Here is a 19,248-nt window from a genome sequence, read left to right on the forward strand (position 1 = left end):
AGGGACCGAACTGTCTCACGACGTTCTGAACCCAGCTCGCGTAACTCTTTAATCGGCGAACAGCCGAACCCTTGGGACCTTCTTCAGCCCCAGGATGAGTTGAGCCGACATCGAGGTGCCAAACACCATCGTCGATGTGAACTCTTGGATGGTATTAGCCTGTTATCCCCGGAGTACCTTTTATCCTTTGAGCAACGGCCCTTCCATTCAGAACCGCCGGATCACTAAGACCTGGTTTCCCACCTGCTCGACCCGTCAGTCTCGCAGTCAAGCTCCTTTATACCTTTACGCTCTAAGGTTGGTTACCATACAACCTGAAGGAACCTTTGTAAGCCTCCGTTACTTTTTTGGAGGCGACCGCCCCAGTCAAACTGCCCTCCTGACAATGTCCGAATACCTGTTTAAATACTCGTTAGAAATTCAATACAATAAGGGTGGTATTTCAACGTTGGCTCCCCTGATGCTGGCGCACCAAGTTCATAGCCTCCCACCTATCCTACACATACCGCACCAAATCACAATATCAAGATACAGTAAAGGTTCACGGGGTCTTTCCGTCCTTTCGCGGGTAGGCGGCATCTTCACCGCCACTGCAATTTCACCAAGTCCCTGGTCGAGACAGCGCCCAAGTCGTTACACCATTCGTGCAGGTCGGAACTTACCCGACAAGGAATTTCGCTACCTTAGGACCGTTATAGTTACGGCCGCCGTTTACCGGGGCTTCATCTCAGAGCTTCGCCTTACAGCTAACCCCTCCATTTAACCTTCCGGCACCGGGCAGGTGTCAGTCTATATACTGCGTCTTACGACTTCGCATAGACCTGTGTTTTTGATAAACAGTCGCTTGGGCCTCTTCACTGCGACCCCCTCTCGCTTAGTAAGTAAATTACCTCACGATAACGGGGCACCCCTTCTCCCGAAGTTACGGGGTCATTTTGCCTAGTTCCTTAACCAGAGTTCTCTTGAACACCTGAGGATACTCTCCTCGCCTACCTGAGTCGGTTTGCGGTACGGATTACAACAGATTAACGCTTAGAAGCTATTTCTCGGCAGCTCTCTAATTGGACTTTCGCCCTAAGGGGCTCGTCCCATGCCTCGGCCTTAATGACAACCGGATTTGCCTGATTGTCAGCCTACACACGTTCAACGGGATATCCAACACCCGTCTCCAACGCAAAACTGCGTCACTCCATCACTAGCTGTTGTAAGTACAGGAATATTAACCTGATACCCATCAGATACGCCTTCCGGCCTCTCCTTAGGATCCGACTAACCCTGAGAAGATTAACTTTACTCAGGAAACCTTAGGCTTACGGTGTCAAGGTTTCTCACCTTGATTATCGCTACTCATGCCGGCATGGTCTCTTCCAGCCGCTCCATAATACCTCACAGTACTACTTCTACGCAACTGCAATGCTCTCCTACCATAATGACCATATTAATACAATCACTATCCGCAGCTTCGGTAATATACTTGAGTCCCGCTCATCTTCGGTGCATTACCACTCGACCAGTGAGCTATTACGCACTCTTTAAATGATGGCTGCTTCTAAGCCAACATCCTGGCTGTCTCTGCAATGAAACATCCTTTAGCACTTAGTATATATTTAGGGACCTTAGCTGACGGTCCGGGTTCTTGCCCTCTCGGATACGAAGCTTATCCCTCGCACCCTTTCTCCCAACAAACAAATTAAGGCATTCGGAGTTTGACTGGGTTCGGTAGACGGGTTAGCCCCCTAGCCCAATCAGTGCTCTACCTCCTTAATTCTATGTTGAGGCTCTGCCTAAACAGTTTTCGGAGAGAACCAGCTATCTCCTGGTTTGATTGGCCTTTCACCCCTACCCACACCTCATCCACCGATTTTTCAACATCGGTTGGTGCGGACCTCCAGTACGTGTTACCGTACCTTCATCCTGGACATGGGTAGATCACCAGGTTTCGGGTCCGATCCAATCAACTAAACGCCCTGTTAAGACTCGCTTTCGCTACGGCTACATACCTGTAATACTTAACCTCGCTGATTAAATCGACTCGCCGGCTCATTATGCAAAAGGCACGCCGTCACCCTTCACCATATTGACCATTACTCTATAGTATGATAAATATGGTGAAGGGCTCCGACCGATGATAAGCATGCGGTTTCAGGTTCTATTTCACTCCCCTCCCGGGGTGCTTTTCACCTTTCCCTCACGGTACTAATTCACTATCGGTCACCAGAAGTATTTAGCCTTACGAGATGGTCCTCGCTGATTCACCCAGGATTTCTCGTGCCCCGGGCTACTCGGGTGCTCGCTACATCTTTAACTCTATTTCGGATACGGGACTATCACCCTCTACGGTCATACTTTCCAATATGTTCTCCTATAAAGATAAAGACGATGTCGCAAGTCCCACTACCCCCTTCACCTATCAGTATCTCTTGTAGTAATTATTACGCTAACTACCGAAAGACTGATAGGTGAAGGGTTTAGGCTATTTCCCGTTCGCTCGCCACTACTTAGGAAATCGTTGTTACTTTCTCTTCCTGCGGATACTAAGATGTTTCAGTTCTCCGCGTATGCCTCCCTGACCACTAAAATGCTCACTTAAGTATCTTAAATACTTAATAAACACTTTAGCGGTCAGGGATGTCATAGTTCTAGCTATGACGGGTTGCCCCATTCGGATACCCCCGGATCTAAGCTCGCTTACAGCTAGCCGAGGATTTTCGCAGTTAACCGCGTCCTTCTTCGCCTTCTAGTGCCAAGGCATCCACCACATGCTCTTTCCTCTTCGCACCTTTCTTCTCTTATCTCTTTGCATTTCACTTTTATGTACCTGGTAAAGATCTGTAAAATATTATATAAATCGTAGAGAGTGAAAACAAAGAGTGTTCTCCTTAAAAGGAGGTGATCCAGCCACACCTTCCGGTACGGCTACCTTGTTACGACTTAGTCCCCCTCGCTAAACACACCTTCGAAAGCTGCTCCCTTACGGTTAGCTCACCTCCTTCGGGTGCATTTAACTCGGCTGACTTGACGGGCGGTGTGTACAAGGCCCGGGAACGTATTCACCGCGCCGTTCTGATACGCGATTACTAGCGATTCCAACTTCATGAGGTCGAGTTGCAGACCTCAATCCGAACTGTGATCGGCTTTCGGAGATTAGCTCCACCTTACGATCTCGCTGCCCTCTGTACCGACCATTGTAGCACGTGTGTAGCCCTGGATATAAGGACCATGATGACTTGACGTCGTCCCCACCTTCCTCCGGTTTATTACACCGGCAGTCTGCTTAGAGTCCCCAACTGAATGATGGCAACTAAGCATAGGGGTTGCGCTCGTTGCGGGACTTAACCCAACATCTCACGACACGAGCTGACGACAGCCATGCAGCACCTGTCTCGCGGTTCCTCCGAAGAGGCACAAAAACATCTCTGTCTCTTTCCGCGGATGTCAAACCCAGGTAAGGTTCTTCGCGTTGCATCGAATTAAACCACATGCTCCACCGCTTGTGCGGGCCCCCGTCAATTCCTTTGAGTTTAAACCTTGCGATCGTACTCCCCAGGCGAAACACTTAACGCGTTAGCTACGGCACTGATGACTTTGTACATCTCCAACACCTAGTGTTTATCGTTTACTGTGTGGACTACCAGGGTATCTAATCCTGTTCGATACCCACACCTTCGCAAATCAGCGTCAGTAATGGTATGGAAAACTGCCTGCGCCTTTGGTGTTCTTCCTGATATCTACGCATTCCACCGCTACACCAGGAATTCCGTCTCCCTCCACCTTACTCCAGAAATACAGTATCAAATGCGTCACACCGGTTGAGCCGGTGCCTTTTACATCTGACTTACACTTCCGCCTTATTGCACTTTACGCCTAGTAATTCCGGACAACGCTCGCCACCCCCGTGTTACCGCGGCTGCTGGCACGGAGTTAGCCGTGGCTTATTCCTATGCTAATATCGAACTTAAAAAAATATTCTCCTTCTAAGTCTTGCTCACATAGAAAAGGACTTTACACACCGAAATGCTTCTTCGTCCACGCGGCGTCGCACTATCAGGGTATTACCCCATTGTAGACTATTCTCGACTGCTGCCTCCCGTAGGAGTCTGGGCCGTATCTCAATCCCAGTGTGGGCGACCACCCGTTAAGGCCGCCTACCTATCATCGCCTTGGTAAGCCTTTACCTTACCAACTAACTAATAGGACGCAGGCTCAGCTTCAAGCAGTAGCTTATGTCAGAGGCCACTTTTACCTAATAACTTATGCTATCAGACACATGCGGTATTAATCCCGGTTTCCCGGGGCTATCCCCCACTTAAAGATAGATCACCTACGCGTTACTCACCCGTTCGCCACTCTACTCAGAATACCGAAGTACTCCTTTCGCGTTCGACTTGCATGCCTAATCCACGCCGCCAGCGTTCGTCCTGAGCCAGGATCAAACTCTCCATTATTCTTTCAAAAATATTCTCCTTGCTCACTCTCCACGAATATGTACCTTATTAAGAACTACCTGATTTATCAGGTTCAGCAATATTTTTTAGCTCGGTTTTATTGTCAATAGTTTTTTAAAGATAGTAGATCTTTTATATAAAATATAGCTAAATATTGCTTCAAAGCAAGAAAAAAATACAAAAAAATTTGTTAGAAGACGAAGATATGTTCGGTAATTATTTCATTAGGATCATTTTTCTGATTGAAGAAAAGGAGTTAGTTTTCATCTTATAGAGATATATTCCACTCCCCACATCTCTTCCAAGTTCATCTTTACCGTTCCATGAAATTTGATGATGACCGGCAATTTGATAACTATCGAGCAATGTTATGATATGTTGACCACGGATATTGAACACTTCAATAATTACATCGTCATCTTTATCTATTGAATAGTGAATGACCGTTTCTGGATTAAAGGGGTTTGGATAGTTACTATATAGGGTTGTTATTAACGGATTATTTAGTGTCTCTTCGCCAGTATCTAAAGTCACCACAACTTCTATAGTCAACATGTTAGTAGTTCCGTTAGTATATTCACCGATTACAGAATAACTATATTCACCGGCGGCTAATCCCTCATCATTATAGAAAGTGTTAGTAATACCTTCTGCTATTAGCAAATCATTCCGTATGATCTTGAAACCCAAAAATGCCCGGTTGTTGTTGTTGAATCTATCCTCTTGAGAACTAGTTCTATATGTTTGAATTCTCTTGCTCTTAGAATTACTACCCCACTCCCATGAGAGATATACATCATTACCATCAACATTTGCCTGAAGATTAGTGATCGTAGGAATTGCTTCTTGGTATTCTATTGTATTAGAGAAAGATGCTTCTGACAGAAGATTATTAGAATAAACCGAGCGCACAGCATACAGATAAGAGCCATCAAAAAGATAGGGTAATTCAACATCAATATATGAATTGTATTCATAAGATACTGTACCGATCTCACTCCAGTTATCAATATTTTGTTCATTCCCTGGTTGTAAGCGGTATATAATAAAACCAACCAAAGCTCTGTTGTATTTTCCAGTTGAGGTGTTCTTGAAGTGTTCGTTCCTGATATAATTAATCAATTCTTTATCTGAGTTTCTATTAGATAAACCTGAAGGATGGTTTTGAATATTGTATTGTCCTGACATCTTAAAGAAATGATCTTCATCTTCAGAGTTATCTTGAGTTACTTTTTTTCTTGAATAGATTGATTCTGGAGATATCCACTCTATATGCACTTCTGTATTATCAGATAGTAGTACTGCTGTAACATCCGAAGGTGGAAAAGTTAACTCCAAAATCACTATATCTCCCAAGTCTAAGTCAATATCTTCAACTACTACTTCTTGGGTCAGTTCAGAGTAATCACTCCTTTGCACCGACATTGTATAGATGTAATTTGCATAAACATCAGAAATTGTAAAGATCCCATCATCACCACTGTATGCTTCATAATAGTTATAACCATCGAGTGTGATCAGTGCATTTGCTAAGCCGATATCCGGCTGATCACTACCTACTATCCTACCCGTAACAGTAACCATCAATAAAGGATCCAGAGTTATGTTCACCGTAGTAGTATCATATTCTTCAACTACTATGTTCTCTACAGTACTTTCATTGTAGCCATGATAAGTAGTTGTTAGTGAATATACCCCTTCGCTAATAAAAGGGAAAAGAAAATAACCATCGATATTTGTGAATGCTTCAACGAACAATTCGTTAACAATTACCTTAGCTCCTCTTAAAGATTGATTTTCCTCATTGAAGACATAACCGCCAATAGATCCGATGCCATCTGAAATTAGATAAATACCCGTATTAGGTACACGATTAGTTAGAGTTCCACCAGTAGGTTCAGCGGGATCAAAGTCAATGGTCTGAGATTGCAAATTTCTGGAACGTTGTGGATATTCAGGAGTTAAGGTATAAAAAAAATGATTGAAAGTCGAATAGTTCTCTTGATCCAATTCACGTTTCAGCATGATGACAAGGTTCTGGTTGCCTGAGTAGTAAAAGAGATCATCTAATGGAATGATTATCTCATTTTGTCCTGCCGGTAAATCAATAAATCCATCGAAAACGAGTTGCATTTCTGTTGAGGAAATCCAGCCAGTTGCCAAATTTGTACGGGTCGTTTCTCCAATCCAAATGCGAATATGCTTATCAAAGATGTCTTGTGTAAAATTATTATAGTATCGTAGTTCGGAAATTGTCCCTACCATATTGATCTCATCTGACATATAGATCGTCTGAGTCAAACTGCATCGATAGAAGAAGTTCAATGGTAGCGTATTGGCTGTTAATGTGTCTTCACCGATTTTTTTTAATTGATTAACTCCCGGAGTAACCGACACCGAATTCGAAGGCTCGGATTCCGTTAATGTATATATTGCAGTAACTTGATAAGTATAGGTACTGTCATTTTCCACGGTTAAATCATAAAAGAGTGTATCAATAAGTGGTTCGGAATTGATCATCAGATCATCCCGAAATACATTATAGCCCAATAATGCTCTATTACTACGTGGATTAGGAGTTTGCCAATAGAGAAACACAAGATCATTTCTCGCAATATAAGATAAATTTAGTGGTGGGAACGGAACCTCTTCCAATGTAACACTAATAATTTCAGGATCGTGAATAGCAAAGTTCGATATAGAATAGTCAGCAAATCCCTGTTTTCTGATCTCTAAAATATACGTACCTTTGAGAATATTAGCAAAGCTAACTATAGCAGGATCGTCACCAACAGCAGTTTGAGAATAGAGGGGACTATTACCATCAGGGTCTTGGTTCTGATATCGTAGAAGAGCATTAGCTCCTGTTGCACTGTCCCCTGTATCAGTGTTTATGAAAATAGTCAGATCGGTTATCATATCTTTACCGAGCCAGTTGGAGACAGCCGGTGGTGATAGCACACTACCTGTATAATCAGCTTTGACGGCATAATTATAAAAACCGTATTGTAAATTCCCCCAATCAAGTTCAATGTATGTCGTATCGTTTAGAACAGCTATTTCATCCCAGACAAATTGATTATCAATATCATCACTTTGAAATCTATAGATACGATAATTCTCTAAGATCCTCTGTTCTTGGAAATATGTTTCATCTTTCTCACTCAGTTGATCTAAATCCCCGGAATTATTCCTCACATTATCATATTTTTGTCTAAATGGTGGATAGCTTACTTCAGGACCGATAAAGACATCATCAATATACCATCCTGCATAGTTAATAGTCGTCGAGGCATAATGTTCAAAGATTATTTCTACTTGAGAGAATCCATCATATGCGGACAGATCAATGATCACCTCCTGCCATTCCGTATTCTGATGGTTCCAAGAGGGTCCCCATACTATTTCGCCATCTACCCTTACTTGCCCATAATCGAATGATCCGTATGAATTATTCCAACTTTGAAAACATAATATAGTATCGATAAAACCGCTCAAATCGACTGTCTTGCTCAAGTAACTAAAACCGCCAGAATTTGTATGATTAGTATTAATTTTCGTCCCCCATAATCCGGTGCCGGAATAGGCGTTCGGAGGGGGAGTAGCATTAAAAGACCCTGAATTATACCAGTTATCAACATCATATTCACTTGTCCATTCCCAGTCACCAACCGGGTCCCAATTTGCCGTAGGTAACCATCCCCCATCATTATGATCAAAATTAAAGAAGAGATAGTCAACTACTAAAGGTGAAGACCAGAACAACTCAACGTATTCTTCGTCAGCACTTGGTATAGCAGTTAAACTATGCGGTGGATATAAGATTTCAAAAAGGATAATTATACCCAAATCTATATCGTAATCTTCTGCCATCACCTGTTCATAATAAGGTGCAAACCCTGATACGAAGATAGATAGTTCATAAATTTGGTTAGCAGTAACTCCCTCCAAAGAAAAGTGACCTGCAACATCAGAAACTGTAGAATAACTATCGTCCCCAATCAGTTCTACTTCAGCCCCCTCTATACCAACAGAAGGCATATCATTTCTTACTACCTGACCTGAGATAACTAAATCCTCACGCAGAATTTTTTCTGGACTACCTGCTAAGGATTCTTGAAAAACTAAATATGAATTATCATCATCATTGACTATCTTGACATGACTATGGGTAAAACTCCAAGAATGGTCTTTTTCGCTAAATAGCAGCGTCATAGTCATCAGAAGAAGAATTACTCTGTGCAGGTGTTTTATACTCATAATCTCGTCCCTTATCTAAGAATCATTATATCTTTATTGTATGTCAAGTAAGATTTATGATCTATTTGATTACTCTTAGAATAACTTAAACAACTGAAAAGTAGTTTCACTTGATAATTATTATGAGTTAAGAAATTGATATTTAACCTGCTTAACATATCAATTGATCAACAAAAAAATACTCAGTTTTATCCTATGGGTTAACCTTAGGGACCCTACGAGTCGGCTAGAGCCGACTCGTAGGGTCCCTAAGGATTGACGCAAAGTATTACAATGATCTAAAAGATATCGCAGCATGTCAGATAGTGATTATTTGAGGAAAGATTAAAAGATAATCTGGCAGAGAGGGTGATGAGCGAGTTTAGTGATGATCTCTTCAGCTGAATAGCCGGCTTTTTTCTCACAGGTAAGGATCTCCCCTACTTTGAGACTGGCAGTATGCAATTCAATCAAGGGACGCATGCCTAAGTAATCGAGCGTTTGAGACATTCTTTGCCTATATCCTTTTTTTTCAGGGTAGCAGTAGATATGATTTTCTTGGAGATAGACGTTATCAACTTCACCGACTAAATGAATAATCATGGTGTCGGGAAAATACATATGTAATATCTCGGCACTAATAACTCCTGCTTCGGCAACAAGCGGGTTGTCATAATAAAAGTCTGCAATGATTATTGCTTGATAATTGTGTTCATGCGTTAGCAATTTATGAAAATCTGCAGGACTTTTCAAGTTTACAGAAGAACCGTGAGCTAATAAAGAATCATTGATGACCTTCCCGAACTTATCGGAACTAATAACAAGAAAGCTGTTGTTATAAATCTCTAAGCCGGCTTCCATGATCAATTTCATCGTCAGAAAACCGACATACTGGAATATATTCACATAAGAGGACTCTTCATTGACAGCACCAACCAAGATCCCTCTTCTCCGACATTCTTCAAGATCAATGTCCTCTGCCCTCACTTCCCAATCCTCACACATAGAAGTTATCACTGCCTGTGGGTTCATTCTCCCGATAAATGAGGCATCAAGAGGTCTCAGATGACCGAGATTAGTTACAATATCACTTTTAAATATTAACTCGTCATTTAGATCATAGATTATTTTTATCTCGTTATCTAAAGAAAATTCTTTGATCTTATGAGATACATAATCAGCAACATCATCTTTACTACCGAAGTTAGAATCTCTCGCCAGAGCTAAAACTCGTGCCCCTGATAGTGCTGCAATTACCGGAGTGATATAGTAGTTACCATTTGCTGCCTCGGTCAGGATAGTTAACCCCGATAGATCAAGGTTAAATAAGTGTATGGCTTGATCGATCAAACTCTTGACCTTAGCGTTGGAAACTAATTCTTTTTCATCTGATAACATAGTCTTTCTATTCTCATCCATATAATATTCTACCAACTACTATATCGGATTAGTCAAGATATTAAATATCTTTCAAGTTGCCTCATGGTAGTTTCCTATCTCTGGTCATTAACCGGAAAAAACTCTTTATCGACATCTTACTTAACCTCAGACAATAGATAATGAATAAAATAAGCAATAGTAATCTAACAAAGAATAAATCGCCAAGTGATGCCGCATAGAGAGAGATCAAACAACCGATGATGATCAAAAGGTTCTCTTTACCGAACAGGTTTTCTTTCATCTCCTTGGTAAAGACAAAGTACATATAGAGCGCTGCTGTATAAAAGCCAACCAGTGTAGCTAAAGCAGCACCCATTATTCCGTAGATAGGTATTATCAGGAGGTTTAGTACTATATTTACTGAAAACCCTATCGCGTCAGAGATAATAAAGTGATAGCTTTTCCCAGAAACGTATGGTCCGAGCGAGAAGAAAGCTGCAAAACCGTTGAATACATAAGCCAAGAGAATGAAAGGAACAATAGCTGCAGCTGAAATATAATCAGGATTGAGTAAGAAAAAACCGTTGAATTCGATATGGAAGAGATATCTCAAGAAGAGAGTAACGGCAAGAAAGAGAATTGACATTAACCCGACAAGTTTGATCAGAGTTTGTTTTAATTCCCGGTTATAATTTTCTGTTTTGTTCATGTTCAAAAAATAAGGGAGATATGCTGTTCGGAAAGCTATAACAAAGACATTCATTAAAAGACCTAATTTATAAGCGACCCCATAAACACCCAAATGACTCCGATCAAGAAAGAAGTTGATGATAAATCTATCGGCTACATCCATCATAATGCCAAAAGCTCCGGCAATGACTAAGGGAAGTGAGAACAACATCAGTCTTTTGAGCAAAATCCAGTCAATCAATGCCTGATATAATCCCTTGAAATGTCTGAGACAGAGAAATAGGAGTAAGAGATTAGCTATTCCCTGGGCGAGCAAAATACCCAAAATATTCAAATCCCAAAGAACAAGGAAAATCACATTCAAGAGGAGATTACAAACCGAAGTAATGAGAGAATATGTCACGGCAATCCTGGCAAATTGACGGGTTCTCAGAAAATGTAGTCCGAAGTAAGCCAGAGTATCAAAGAAGATCAGCCAGAAAAGGATCAGAATAAAGGAACTGAGCTCTTGATTTATCTGAAAAAGAGAGATCAAAGGTTTATTCAATAGTGAGAGCAAAACCGCTATAAAAAAACCAAAGAGAATTATTGTGTTTAGAGTTGTAGAAAAAACTCTCTTTGTATCGGCTTGCTCATCATAAAAGAATTTGGTAAACCCCTGAAAAATTCCGGCTTGATAGAGAACATTAAGAATGGCATAGATCGCCATGAGGAGTGTATAACTACCAAATTCGTCTGTTGAAAGAACGTTCGTATATAGCGGTAGGAGAAAGAACCCCACAAAGCGGGTCATGATATTCCCGACAAAATACACGAAGGTATTGCGGTATAATCTCTGCATGGTTAGCTACGCAGCTTAGATTTCATTCTGGTTGTTATCTGCTATTCGTATAAACTTGGATTGTTTATGATATCTTGAACAAGTTCTTCTATCCCCTCTTCCACAGGAATTAGTGGCTGCCAGCCGAGCATTCTTTCAGCTTTGGAATAATCCGCTCTTCTCTCTCTGACGATGCTCTTCTTACCTGTAAACTCTACAGCTATATTCTCTTTGCCACTTGACCTGAGAAGCAGAGAAGCTAATTTGGCTATCGTAGTAGCTCTGTTTGTCCCCAAATTGAATATCTCATTTTTAACTGGTTGCTCTAAAGCCAGAACATTGGCTCTGGCAATATCTTCAACATGGATAAAATCCATGGATTGTTTGCCTTCACCATCTATCAATGGTGACAGATCATTGATGATCCTCTTGAGAAAGAGGATGACTACATTGGTATAATAAGCATCAATATTCTGCCTTGGACCATATACGTTAAAATAGCGAAAACCGATGTAATCAATATCATGATAACGGGCATAATAACCGGCAATTTCTTCACCGGCAAGTTTCCCAATGCAATAAGGGGTTATCGGTTTTATGGGAGCCTCTTCGGTAATGGGAAGTTTATCGGGATCACCGTAAACTGAAGCCGAACTGGCAAAGATAACTTTTTTGATATTACTCAAACGGGCTGCTTCGAAGACATTCGTTGTGCCCATTACATTGATACTAAAAGATTCTGCAGGATTTTGCAGACTCTTATTGATACAATCTGCTGCCTGATGGAAGATTGCTTCCACATCATGACAGGCATCGAGAAGCCGGGACAAAAATCTGATGTCACCTTCTACAAACTCAACTTTCCCTTCTTTGATCCAATTTTCAAGCTTTTTTTTGTCTCCACGAATAAGATTATCAAACACTCTTACAATCCATCCCTTTTCCACTAACTGCTTTGTGATATGATAACCTATAAATCCCGCTCCACCGGTTACTAAAACTCTTTTTGCCATTTATTCCTCTATTTGATAAATTTGCTGATTTCCTTTCACTGGATATCTATATAATGTCTAAGACTTATTTTTAACTTGTTTTTCGATGTGATGGTTTAATCTATCAACCACATAGATTACTTCCTCTTCCTTGAGATCATAGTATAGCGGTAGTGCCAATGAATGATAATAGAGAAAGAGCGAATTCGGACAGGTATCCTCAACATCTTCATAAACCGGTTGAATATGAGAAGCATAGGTGCCGATATTCGTTTGGATATCATCCTCTCTGAGAGCTTTGATCAGAAGATCTCTATCGATCTTACCATCAAGAACTACGGCATAGGTTTGATAAACATGAAAACAATCTTTGCTCTCTATCGGAGTAGTGACATATTTATTAGCTTGTAATGAACTGTTGTAAAGCTCAACCAATTTTCTTTTTCGTTCTATTATCTCTGGATATTTTCGAATTTGTTCGATAATTACAGCAGCATTAAGATCGGCTAATTTATAATTATAGCCAAGATCATCAAATGAGGGGATTGAAAAATCTTCCTGACGAGAATAGGCAGATTGCATTCCAAAACAAGATAGTGATTCGATTTCAGATGCATATTTACCGTTATTAGTAACCACAGCACCACCCTCTCCACAAGTAACATTTTTCCGCCCATGAAAAGAGAAAACGGCAATATCACTCCAGAAACCGGGTTGTTTTTCTTTATATCTAGCTCCTAAAGCACAAGCAGCATCTTCAATGATCTTTAGTCCATGCTCACGGGCAATCTTCATTATCGGCTCCATTTCTGCTATTAATCCGAACTCATGTACTACTATGATCCCCTTTGTTTTACTGTTTATCTTGCCTAAAATAAGTTCAGGTTCCATGTTGTAGGTATTAATCTTTACATCTGTGAATCTCGGTTTTGCTCCACAAAAAAGGACTGCATGTCCGGCTGCTGGAAAAGTGTAATCGGATACTATCACTTCATCACCAGGTTTAATACCCAAAGCAAGTATTGCCAGATGCAAACCTGAAGTACAGTTGCTTACAGGTATAACATGTTTAATATCGAGATAATCTCGTAATAAACCCTTTAATTCTTCTCCTTTAGGTCCTTGTCCGGCAACCCATCCGGAAGCTAAAACCTGCTTGAGTGCCTCGAGTTCTTTTTCATCAAAATATGGTTTAGTAAGATATATCACATTCACTCCGTGATTTAGACTCAGATCAATATAGGGATGTCCAAATAGCGTTCCAGTCTATCCAGTTTTTTTGTGAGGAAAGAGTAATCTCGCATATGAGCATCTAGATCTTTTTGTCTCTTGAGCAGTTTAAACATTTTTTTATTAAGAGTTATTTTTCATTCCTTCATTGACCTGACGATAAAGCTGCAAATCAATTTTTTGCAGTTCACCATTCTTGCTGCAGCGTAACAAAGCATACTCGTCAGTTAGTTCCACCACTTCATCGAGTTTTTGACCTGACTTACAGACAAATCCGGTGATCTGAGCAGGATTACCGACAACCAGACAATAGGGGGGCACATCCTTTGCTACAAGACTACCGGCACCGATCATGGCAAATTCTCCGATAGTTACACCACAAACTATCGTTGAATTTGCTCCTATAGAAGCCCCTTTTCTCACATAAGTAGGATATACCTGAAATTCAAATATCCAAGCTCGGGGATTAAGGTCGTTGGTAAATGCGACATGAGGTCCGACAAAAACATCGTCTTCAATTACCACGCCATGATAAACGGAAACTCCGTTCTGTATTTTAACATTATTTCCGATTATCACATCGATATCTATGTAGACATCTTTGCCGAGATTGCAGTTTATTCCTATCTGTGCCATTTCTCTGATATGGCACTGATTCCAGATAGCTGTACCTTTTCCGATAGTAGCATCTTCAGATACTTCGGCAGTAGGATGAACAAAAACCCCTTTGATCTTACTTATATTTTCCATCAATTAACTCCGGGAACCAATAAATGACTTGTATTATATAACTTTGCATCTAGTTTTCTCTATCAAATAACACCATATTTTTCATAAAGTTCGTATAACCTTTTATTTACGTTGCTGAAACCGTGATACTTGTCAACCCAATATTTACTTTTCGCTCCCAGTTCTTGACGGTATTCATGATTATCGATCAGGGATAGGAGCTGATCATATAACTCATCCTCACTGTTAGCAACAACAAAAGGATTTTCCGGTAACCAGTTTCTATACTCATCCGGCATGGAAGTTACTACTGGTATCCCCATACCCATCATTTCTAAACCGGACTTACCGTATCCATAACCACCCATTTCACCACAGACACATTCAATCCCGATATCACACCCTCTTTTAATTTCCAGAACTTGCTGACGTGGAACATTTTCAAGTAGATAAAAGTCGAAATTTTTCTTTTCTTTCAACCTGTTGATAACTCTTATTATCAGATCAGTTCCTTTGAATTTCCTGTTAGTAGGTGAATGTACTATTCTAACTCTTCCGGAATCATTCTCAATTTTTTCCGGTAGTTCCGAAGTATCATAGGGATAAAACATAAATTCGAGATCGCTCTTTAAAGCTAAATGATCATATTCAGCCGTGATATTTAGATCGGATAACTCTTCCATCTCTTTAATGATCCCTCTGATCCTGAGATCACTGCCATAATAGCAACAAACTATTTTCTTCCCAGCATTTTTCCATTTTTTTGCCTGTGAGGAATTACGGTAGAAATCGAGTCCAAAATCATAATGTATTATTTCAAATTGATCAAGATCGTGTTCTTTTATTGTTTTATTGACTTGCGGTTCTCTGAGTTTATCATTGATAGCAAAGTAGAGCTTCTCGGCATAGTTATGAGGTCGAAAATAATGGGCTTTACGGTCTTTATCTGTACTGATAGTTCTTTCCTTCTTCTTACGCCATAAACTGACTAAACTGCCCTGAGGAACTAGCCAATCCATGCAGATATCTTCCGGGAAGCCAAAAGTATTTTTATAAAAGGTCACTAATCTCGTGAGATCACCATTTCTTCTATGCATTTCACAGAAATCGGAGGGGAAACCGGCATTTACTACTGCGATATGAAGGATCTTTAGTTGTTCTTTGATCGTCATTAAGCAAAAGTCCTGTTTATAACTTTAGATACATTGTGTCGCGAAATACTCCATAGGCAGTGTATTGTTCTTTGAATTTGATCAATCCACGGTTGACTTCCATATTGATCGAACTTGTTCCAAAATCGAGATATTTACTACCTTGCTGGTGAGAGTGATCAGTAAATTCGTAATAGAGACGATTGAGAATCCTATAAGAACTCAATTCCTGTTGATAACAACTATAAAACAATAGCCAGTATCCCGGTTTTACCTCCCAGTTGCAGATACCACCGATGTAATCTTTTCCCAGATATGCACTCCAAAGAGTTATCTGTTCCGGGAAAAGTTCTTTTAATTTCATTAACTCATCATAAGTATGAGTTGGGGTACTAGATTTGACCATAAGATTTGATGATAAGAGTTGATAGAATTTTTCCCAATCATTCGAATTTGGGATTACTTCTACACCTAACCGTTGTGATTTATTAACTGCCTTTCGCCGCAATAAATTATCCGCAGAGTAAGCAGAGAGAGAAGTACTATCATTGGTAAACTTAATAACACTGGTCAGATCCCTCTTCAGATAGGTAAAACCGTTCTTAAACAGATGAAAAGTAAAATAATCGTTAGGGGTTTGTTGATAAATTATTGGAGCTAATCTAATCTCTATACCATTACATTCTTCCTTTTCAGCATTTTTGATTATATTTTGGCATATCTCTTCCGCATCATCATTCATCAAAAGACGCTCCCACACTAAACCACCCCAAGAACTACCGGGATGAGACGAAAAGACCTTTTCTTTTCCTGACAAGATTATGGTTGCCGGTAATAGAGCAATGATCTGATCTTTCTTAAGAAATACTAAAGAATGGTCGGCAAACTTTCTCTGCTGGTGGTAATCTAAGAATTTTCTGCTATGAAATATCGTGCCGTTATTTGCTCTAATTACAAATTTATCCCACTCTTCATTGGTCAAACCGCTATCCTTAAAAGTCAGACAATCAATCACTGTTCTTCGATCTCCTTTTATCTTAAATGATAACTACTAATTACTTCAATAATATCTTTGCCAAGAGAGTTTTTTTAATATACACAGCATTATGCGGGCAGAATTCATGGCAGCACATACATTTGATACATGTTTGATAATCTATTTCTGGCGTCAGGTCTTCCTTTTCAAGTGTAATAGCTTTTACCGGACAACTATCTACACAGATCCGGCAAAGACGACAGTTTTTGTTAAAGGCAGGATAATAATTATACAAACGGTTAAAGAGTTTTTGAATGGATTCTGGTACTTTTTTCATAAAAGAGCTATATAAACTGACTCTGCCTAACCTAACTTTAGGAAACTGAAATTCTTGCCATTTTTCATCCAGCACTATGTCTTCAGGGGATAAATTGTCGGCTTCCATACTCATCCTTACAGTCGGGATTCTCTCACTTCTAAAACTCATCATTTTTGCCGCAGTAAAGTCAAGAGCAGATGCAGATCGAGAAGCCAACATAACTCCGAAATTACGGGGAATTCCTGCCGAAGGTCCTTCACCTTCCATACCCCAAATCCCATCAATTACATTAAGTACAACTTGCTCCTTTAGAACTTGATAAATGGCAACAAGTAGCTCAGCAAACTTTTCCGAATCGGGATAAAGTCGGTGATAATCCGATTTAATCAGACCGGGAACCGAACCAAAGAGATTCTTAACGGCACCGGTAAACATAGTTAAACTGTGTGTCTTATATTTGGCAATATTGATTATAGCCGGAAATTGAAGAACCTGTTTGTCTATCATGAGTTCGAAATCACCGGTTGTGATCTTTTCTATACCTTCTGTACCAAAATTGATTAATTTGATATCTAATTTGGTGGCTACTTCTTTCATTCCTGTTATCTGCCAGACATTTTCGGTTCGAAAAGTTCCTCCGGGACTATCACCCAGGAAGATATTGCTAATGCCATTAACTTTTAGAACACGTACCAAACTCTCAATGACAACTGGATGAGTTGTGACTGCTACTTCGGGAGTATGAGTACCGAGCAGATTAGGTTTGAGGAGTACAGAGTTTTTCGAAGCTAATATCTCCCCCAGTCTTTCTTCTTGAAAAACGTTAGAGAAGTATTGATATAGCTGCTCCGGAGAGTAATCTTCAATTTGTTCAATATAAACTTTCATTGCCACGCTTTCCGTAACTGATTTGCAGATAAAATTCCGGTTTTATGCCTATAAATGAATTCTTGGCTTCTAAAAATGAATAAGAAAATCCAGTCTCAAGTATTATACTCTTCCATTTAGTATATCTATAACAGATCTCTGTCAGCAGGTAGCTATCTGTAAACTCTTCTATTCCAAACTCCCGGCGCCTTTTTATTCTCTCCTGATAGTTGTAGTTAATACCAACAGTAAACTCATTGAAGACATCAAGGATCGCTTTTTGGGTAATACCAGCAACCAATAATGGTTCGAAATCAACTTCTGTTGTTGGTACTAAAGACAAATTGATGTTTGTGTGTTTATAGGATGCTGAATAAGCAAGTTGTAATACCTCATGTCGTTCATCAAATCTATAAATGCTAAATTCATCGTCTAAAAACCAATAGAAATCATATAACTCGTCTGACAAACGATACTCAAAAGCGAATTTATGGAGAATGCCTTTAGTGATAAAGTCAGTTCCTAAAGTTATTTTTTTAACAGGATAGGGCTCGAAGTGCTGCTCATCAACCGACAGCGAACTTTTCCATAAGAATGGTCTTGGAAGAAAGTAGGAATGAAATGGATATGATACAAAATCCTCTTCCAGTTTAAACCTGATTATCAAACGATTATCCAAATTAAATCTCGCAGTGAAAAATAGATATATATTAGTTGAGTTATTGTTGATAATGGATAATCCACTACCTAATAAGAATGATTCCCAGTGCCTATAATAAACTACTGCAGATCTGTTCTTCTCCCATTGATGCTGATAAGGAAAGTTATAAGTAGAGATCAGACCCCATTGAGAAGCAAAGAAGGCAATATCGCCGCTAAAAGAAAAATCTGTTAATTCAGGCATAGCTGAAGAAGAAGATGAATCATACTGATGAAATAGATAACGCAGATTGCTCTTCCAAAGAAGATACATGTCGTTTTCGCTATATAGTCTAAGATTATTAGTTAATACGATATCACCAAACTCTAAGTTAACTTTGTGATCCCAATCATAATAATGAATAGAGATCAGATGTTTTTTGTCATATTCAAGAAACAAGTTTCCTTGATGATATTTTTTCCAATAATAGTTCTGCAGGGAAAGAGAAAATGAAGAACTTTCCCAATCAAGAAAAGAATAGTGATAGTTGCTTAAATTATATCCTTGTTTCCAGGTTAATAAAAAATCTCTCTCTTCTGTCTGTTTCTCTGGAGCTAATAGATAATCATAGCGTAGATCCTTGATCAGAAATTCCTCGTAATCATAAACTGGCTCAGCTCCTTCAATACTGGCAAACATTAATCCATTATCGATAAAAGAAATGGGAAAAATAAGAAGCGTTAGTAGCAAGAATGTTTTCATAATAGAGC

General features: G+C 39.8%; 10 protein-coding genes and 2 rRNA genes. All 12 read right to left on the reverse strand.

From position 1 onward, the window contains the following. Positions 1-2,779: ribosomal RNA gene (locus tag K0B81_06115) — 23S ribosomal RNA — on the reverse strand; the annotation flags it as partial. Positions 2,780-2,882: 103 nt separating this feature from the next. Then, positions 2,883-4,445 (reverse strand): 16S ribosomal RNA (locus tag K0B81_06120). Between the two features lie 216 nt (positions 4,446-4,661). Continuing rightward, positions 4,662-8,705 carry a carboxypeptidase regulatory-like domain-containing protein gene (locus tag K0B81_06125; protein ID MBW6516173.1) on the reverse strand — a complete coding sequence of 1,348 codons (4,044 nt, stop codon included), beginning with the start codon at positions 8,703-8,705 and terminating at the stop codon, positions 4,662-4,664. 324 nt (positions 8,706-9,029) lie between these two features. Then, positions 9,030-10,103, reverse strand: coding sequence for a hypothetical protein (locus K0B81_06130; protein ID MBW6516174.1), 1,074 nt, complete (start codon positions 10,101-10,103; stop codon positions 9,030-9,032). 61 nt (positions 10,104-10,164) lie between these two features. Beyond that, positions 10,165-11,595, reverse strand: a complete 1,431-nt coding sequence (locus K0B81_06135; protein MBW6516175.1) for an oligosaccharide flippase family protein — start codon at positions 11,593-11,595, stop codon at positions 10,165-10,167. Positions 11,596-11,636: 41 nt separating this feature from the next. Next, positions 11,637-12,587 carry an NAD-dependent epimerase/dehydratase family protein gene (locus K0B81_06140; protein ID MBW6516176.1) on the reverse strand — a complete coding sequence of 317 codons (951 nt, stop codon included), beginning with the start codon at positions 12,585-12,587 and terminating at the stop codon, positions 11,637-11,639. Between the two features lie 57 nt (positions 12,588-12,644). After that, entirely contained in the window at positions 12,645-13,775 is a 1,131-nt protein-coding gene (locus tag K0B81_06145; protein ID MBW6516177.1) for a DegT/DnrJ/EryC1/StrS family aminotransferase, read from the reverse strand. Between the two features lie 144 nt (positions 13,776-13,919). Further along, on the reverse strand, positions 13,920-14,546 hold the full coding sequence (locus K0B81_06150) for an N-acetyltransferase (GenBank protein ID MBW6516178.1): 627 nt from the start codon (positions 14,544-14,546) through the stop codon (positions 13,920-13,922). 62 nt (positions 14,547-14,608) lie between these two features. Next, positions 14,609-15,697, reverse strand: coding sequence for a glycosyltransferase (locus K0B81_06155; GenBank protein MBW6516179.1), 1,089 nt, complete (start codon positions 15,695-15,697; stop codon positions 14,609-14,611). 16 nt (positions 15,698-15,713) lie between these two features. Continuing rightward, entirely contained in the window at positions 15,714-16,691 is a 978-nt protein-coding gene (locus tag K0B81_06160) for a GNAT family N-acetyltransferase (protein MBW6516180.1), read from the reverse strand. Between the two features lie 40 nt (positions 16,692-16,731). Then, positions 16,732-17,859, reverse strand: a complete 1,128-nt coding sequence (locus tag K0B81_06165) for a DUF362 domain-containing protein (GenBank protein ID MBW6516181.1) — start codon at positions 17,857-17,859, stop codon at positions 16,732-16,734. Continuing rightward, the gene (locus K0B81_06170) at positions 17,843-19,240 is read right to left on the reverse strand and encodes a hypothetical protein (protein MBW6516182.1); all 1,398 of its coding nucleotides are present in this window, start codon (positions 19,238-19,240) and stop codon (positions 17,843-17,845) included. Before K0B81_06170 ends, K0B81_06165 begins: the two co-directional genes overlap by 17 nt. Positions 19,241-19,248: the final 8 nt, after the last annotated feature.

Source organism: Candidatus Cloacimonadota bacterium (genome assembly GCA_019429305.1).
Lineage (GTDB): Bacteria > Cloacimonadota > Cloacimonadia > Cloacimonadales > JAJBBL01 > JAHYIR01.

Bases quoted from the DNA above. Each gene is read 5' to 3' on its own strand.
- K0B81_06155 (MBW6516179.1), bottom strand. From the start codon at position 15,697: ATGACGATCAAAGAACAACTAAAGATCCTTCATATCGCAGTAGTAAAT.
- K0B81_06130 (MBW6516174.1), bottom strand. From the start codon at position 10,103: ATGGATGAGAATAGAAAGACTATGTTATCAGATGAAAAAGAATTAGTT.
- K0B81_06170 (MBW6516182.1), bottom strand. From the start codon at position 19,240: ATGAAAACATTCTTGCTACTAACGCTTCTTATTTTTCCCATTTCTTTT.
- K0B81_06150 (MBW6516178.1), bottom strand. From the start codon at position 14,546: ATGGAAAATATAAGTAAGATCAAAGGGGTTTTTGTTCATCCTACTGCC.
- K0B81_06165 (MBW6516181.1), bottom strand. From the start codon at position 17,859: ATGAAAGTTTATATTGAACAAATTGAAGATTACTCTCCGGAGCAGCTA.
- K0B81_06140 (MBW6516176.1), bottom strand. From the start codon at position 12,587: ATGGCAAAAAGAGTTTTAGTAACCGGTGGAGCGGGATTTATAGGTTAT.
- K0B81_06135 (MBW6516175.1), bottom strand. From the start codon at position 11,595: ATGCAGAGATTATACCGCAATACCTTCGTGTATTTTGTCGGGAATATC.
- K0B81_06125 (MBW6516173.1), bottom strand. From the start codon at position 8,705: ATGAGTATAAAACACCTGCACAGAGTAATTCTTCTTCTGATGACTATG.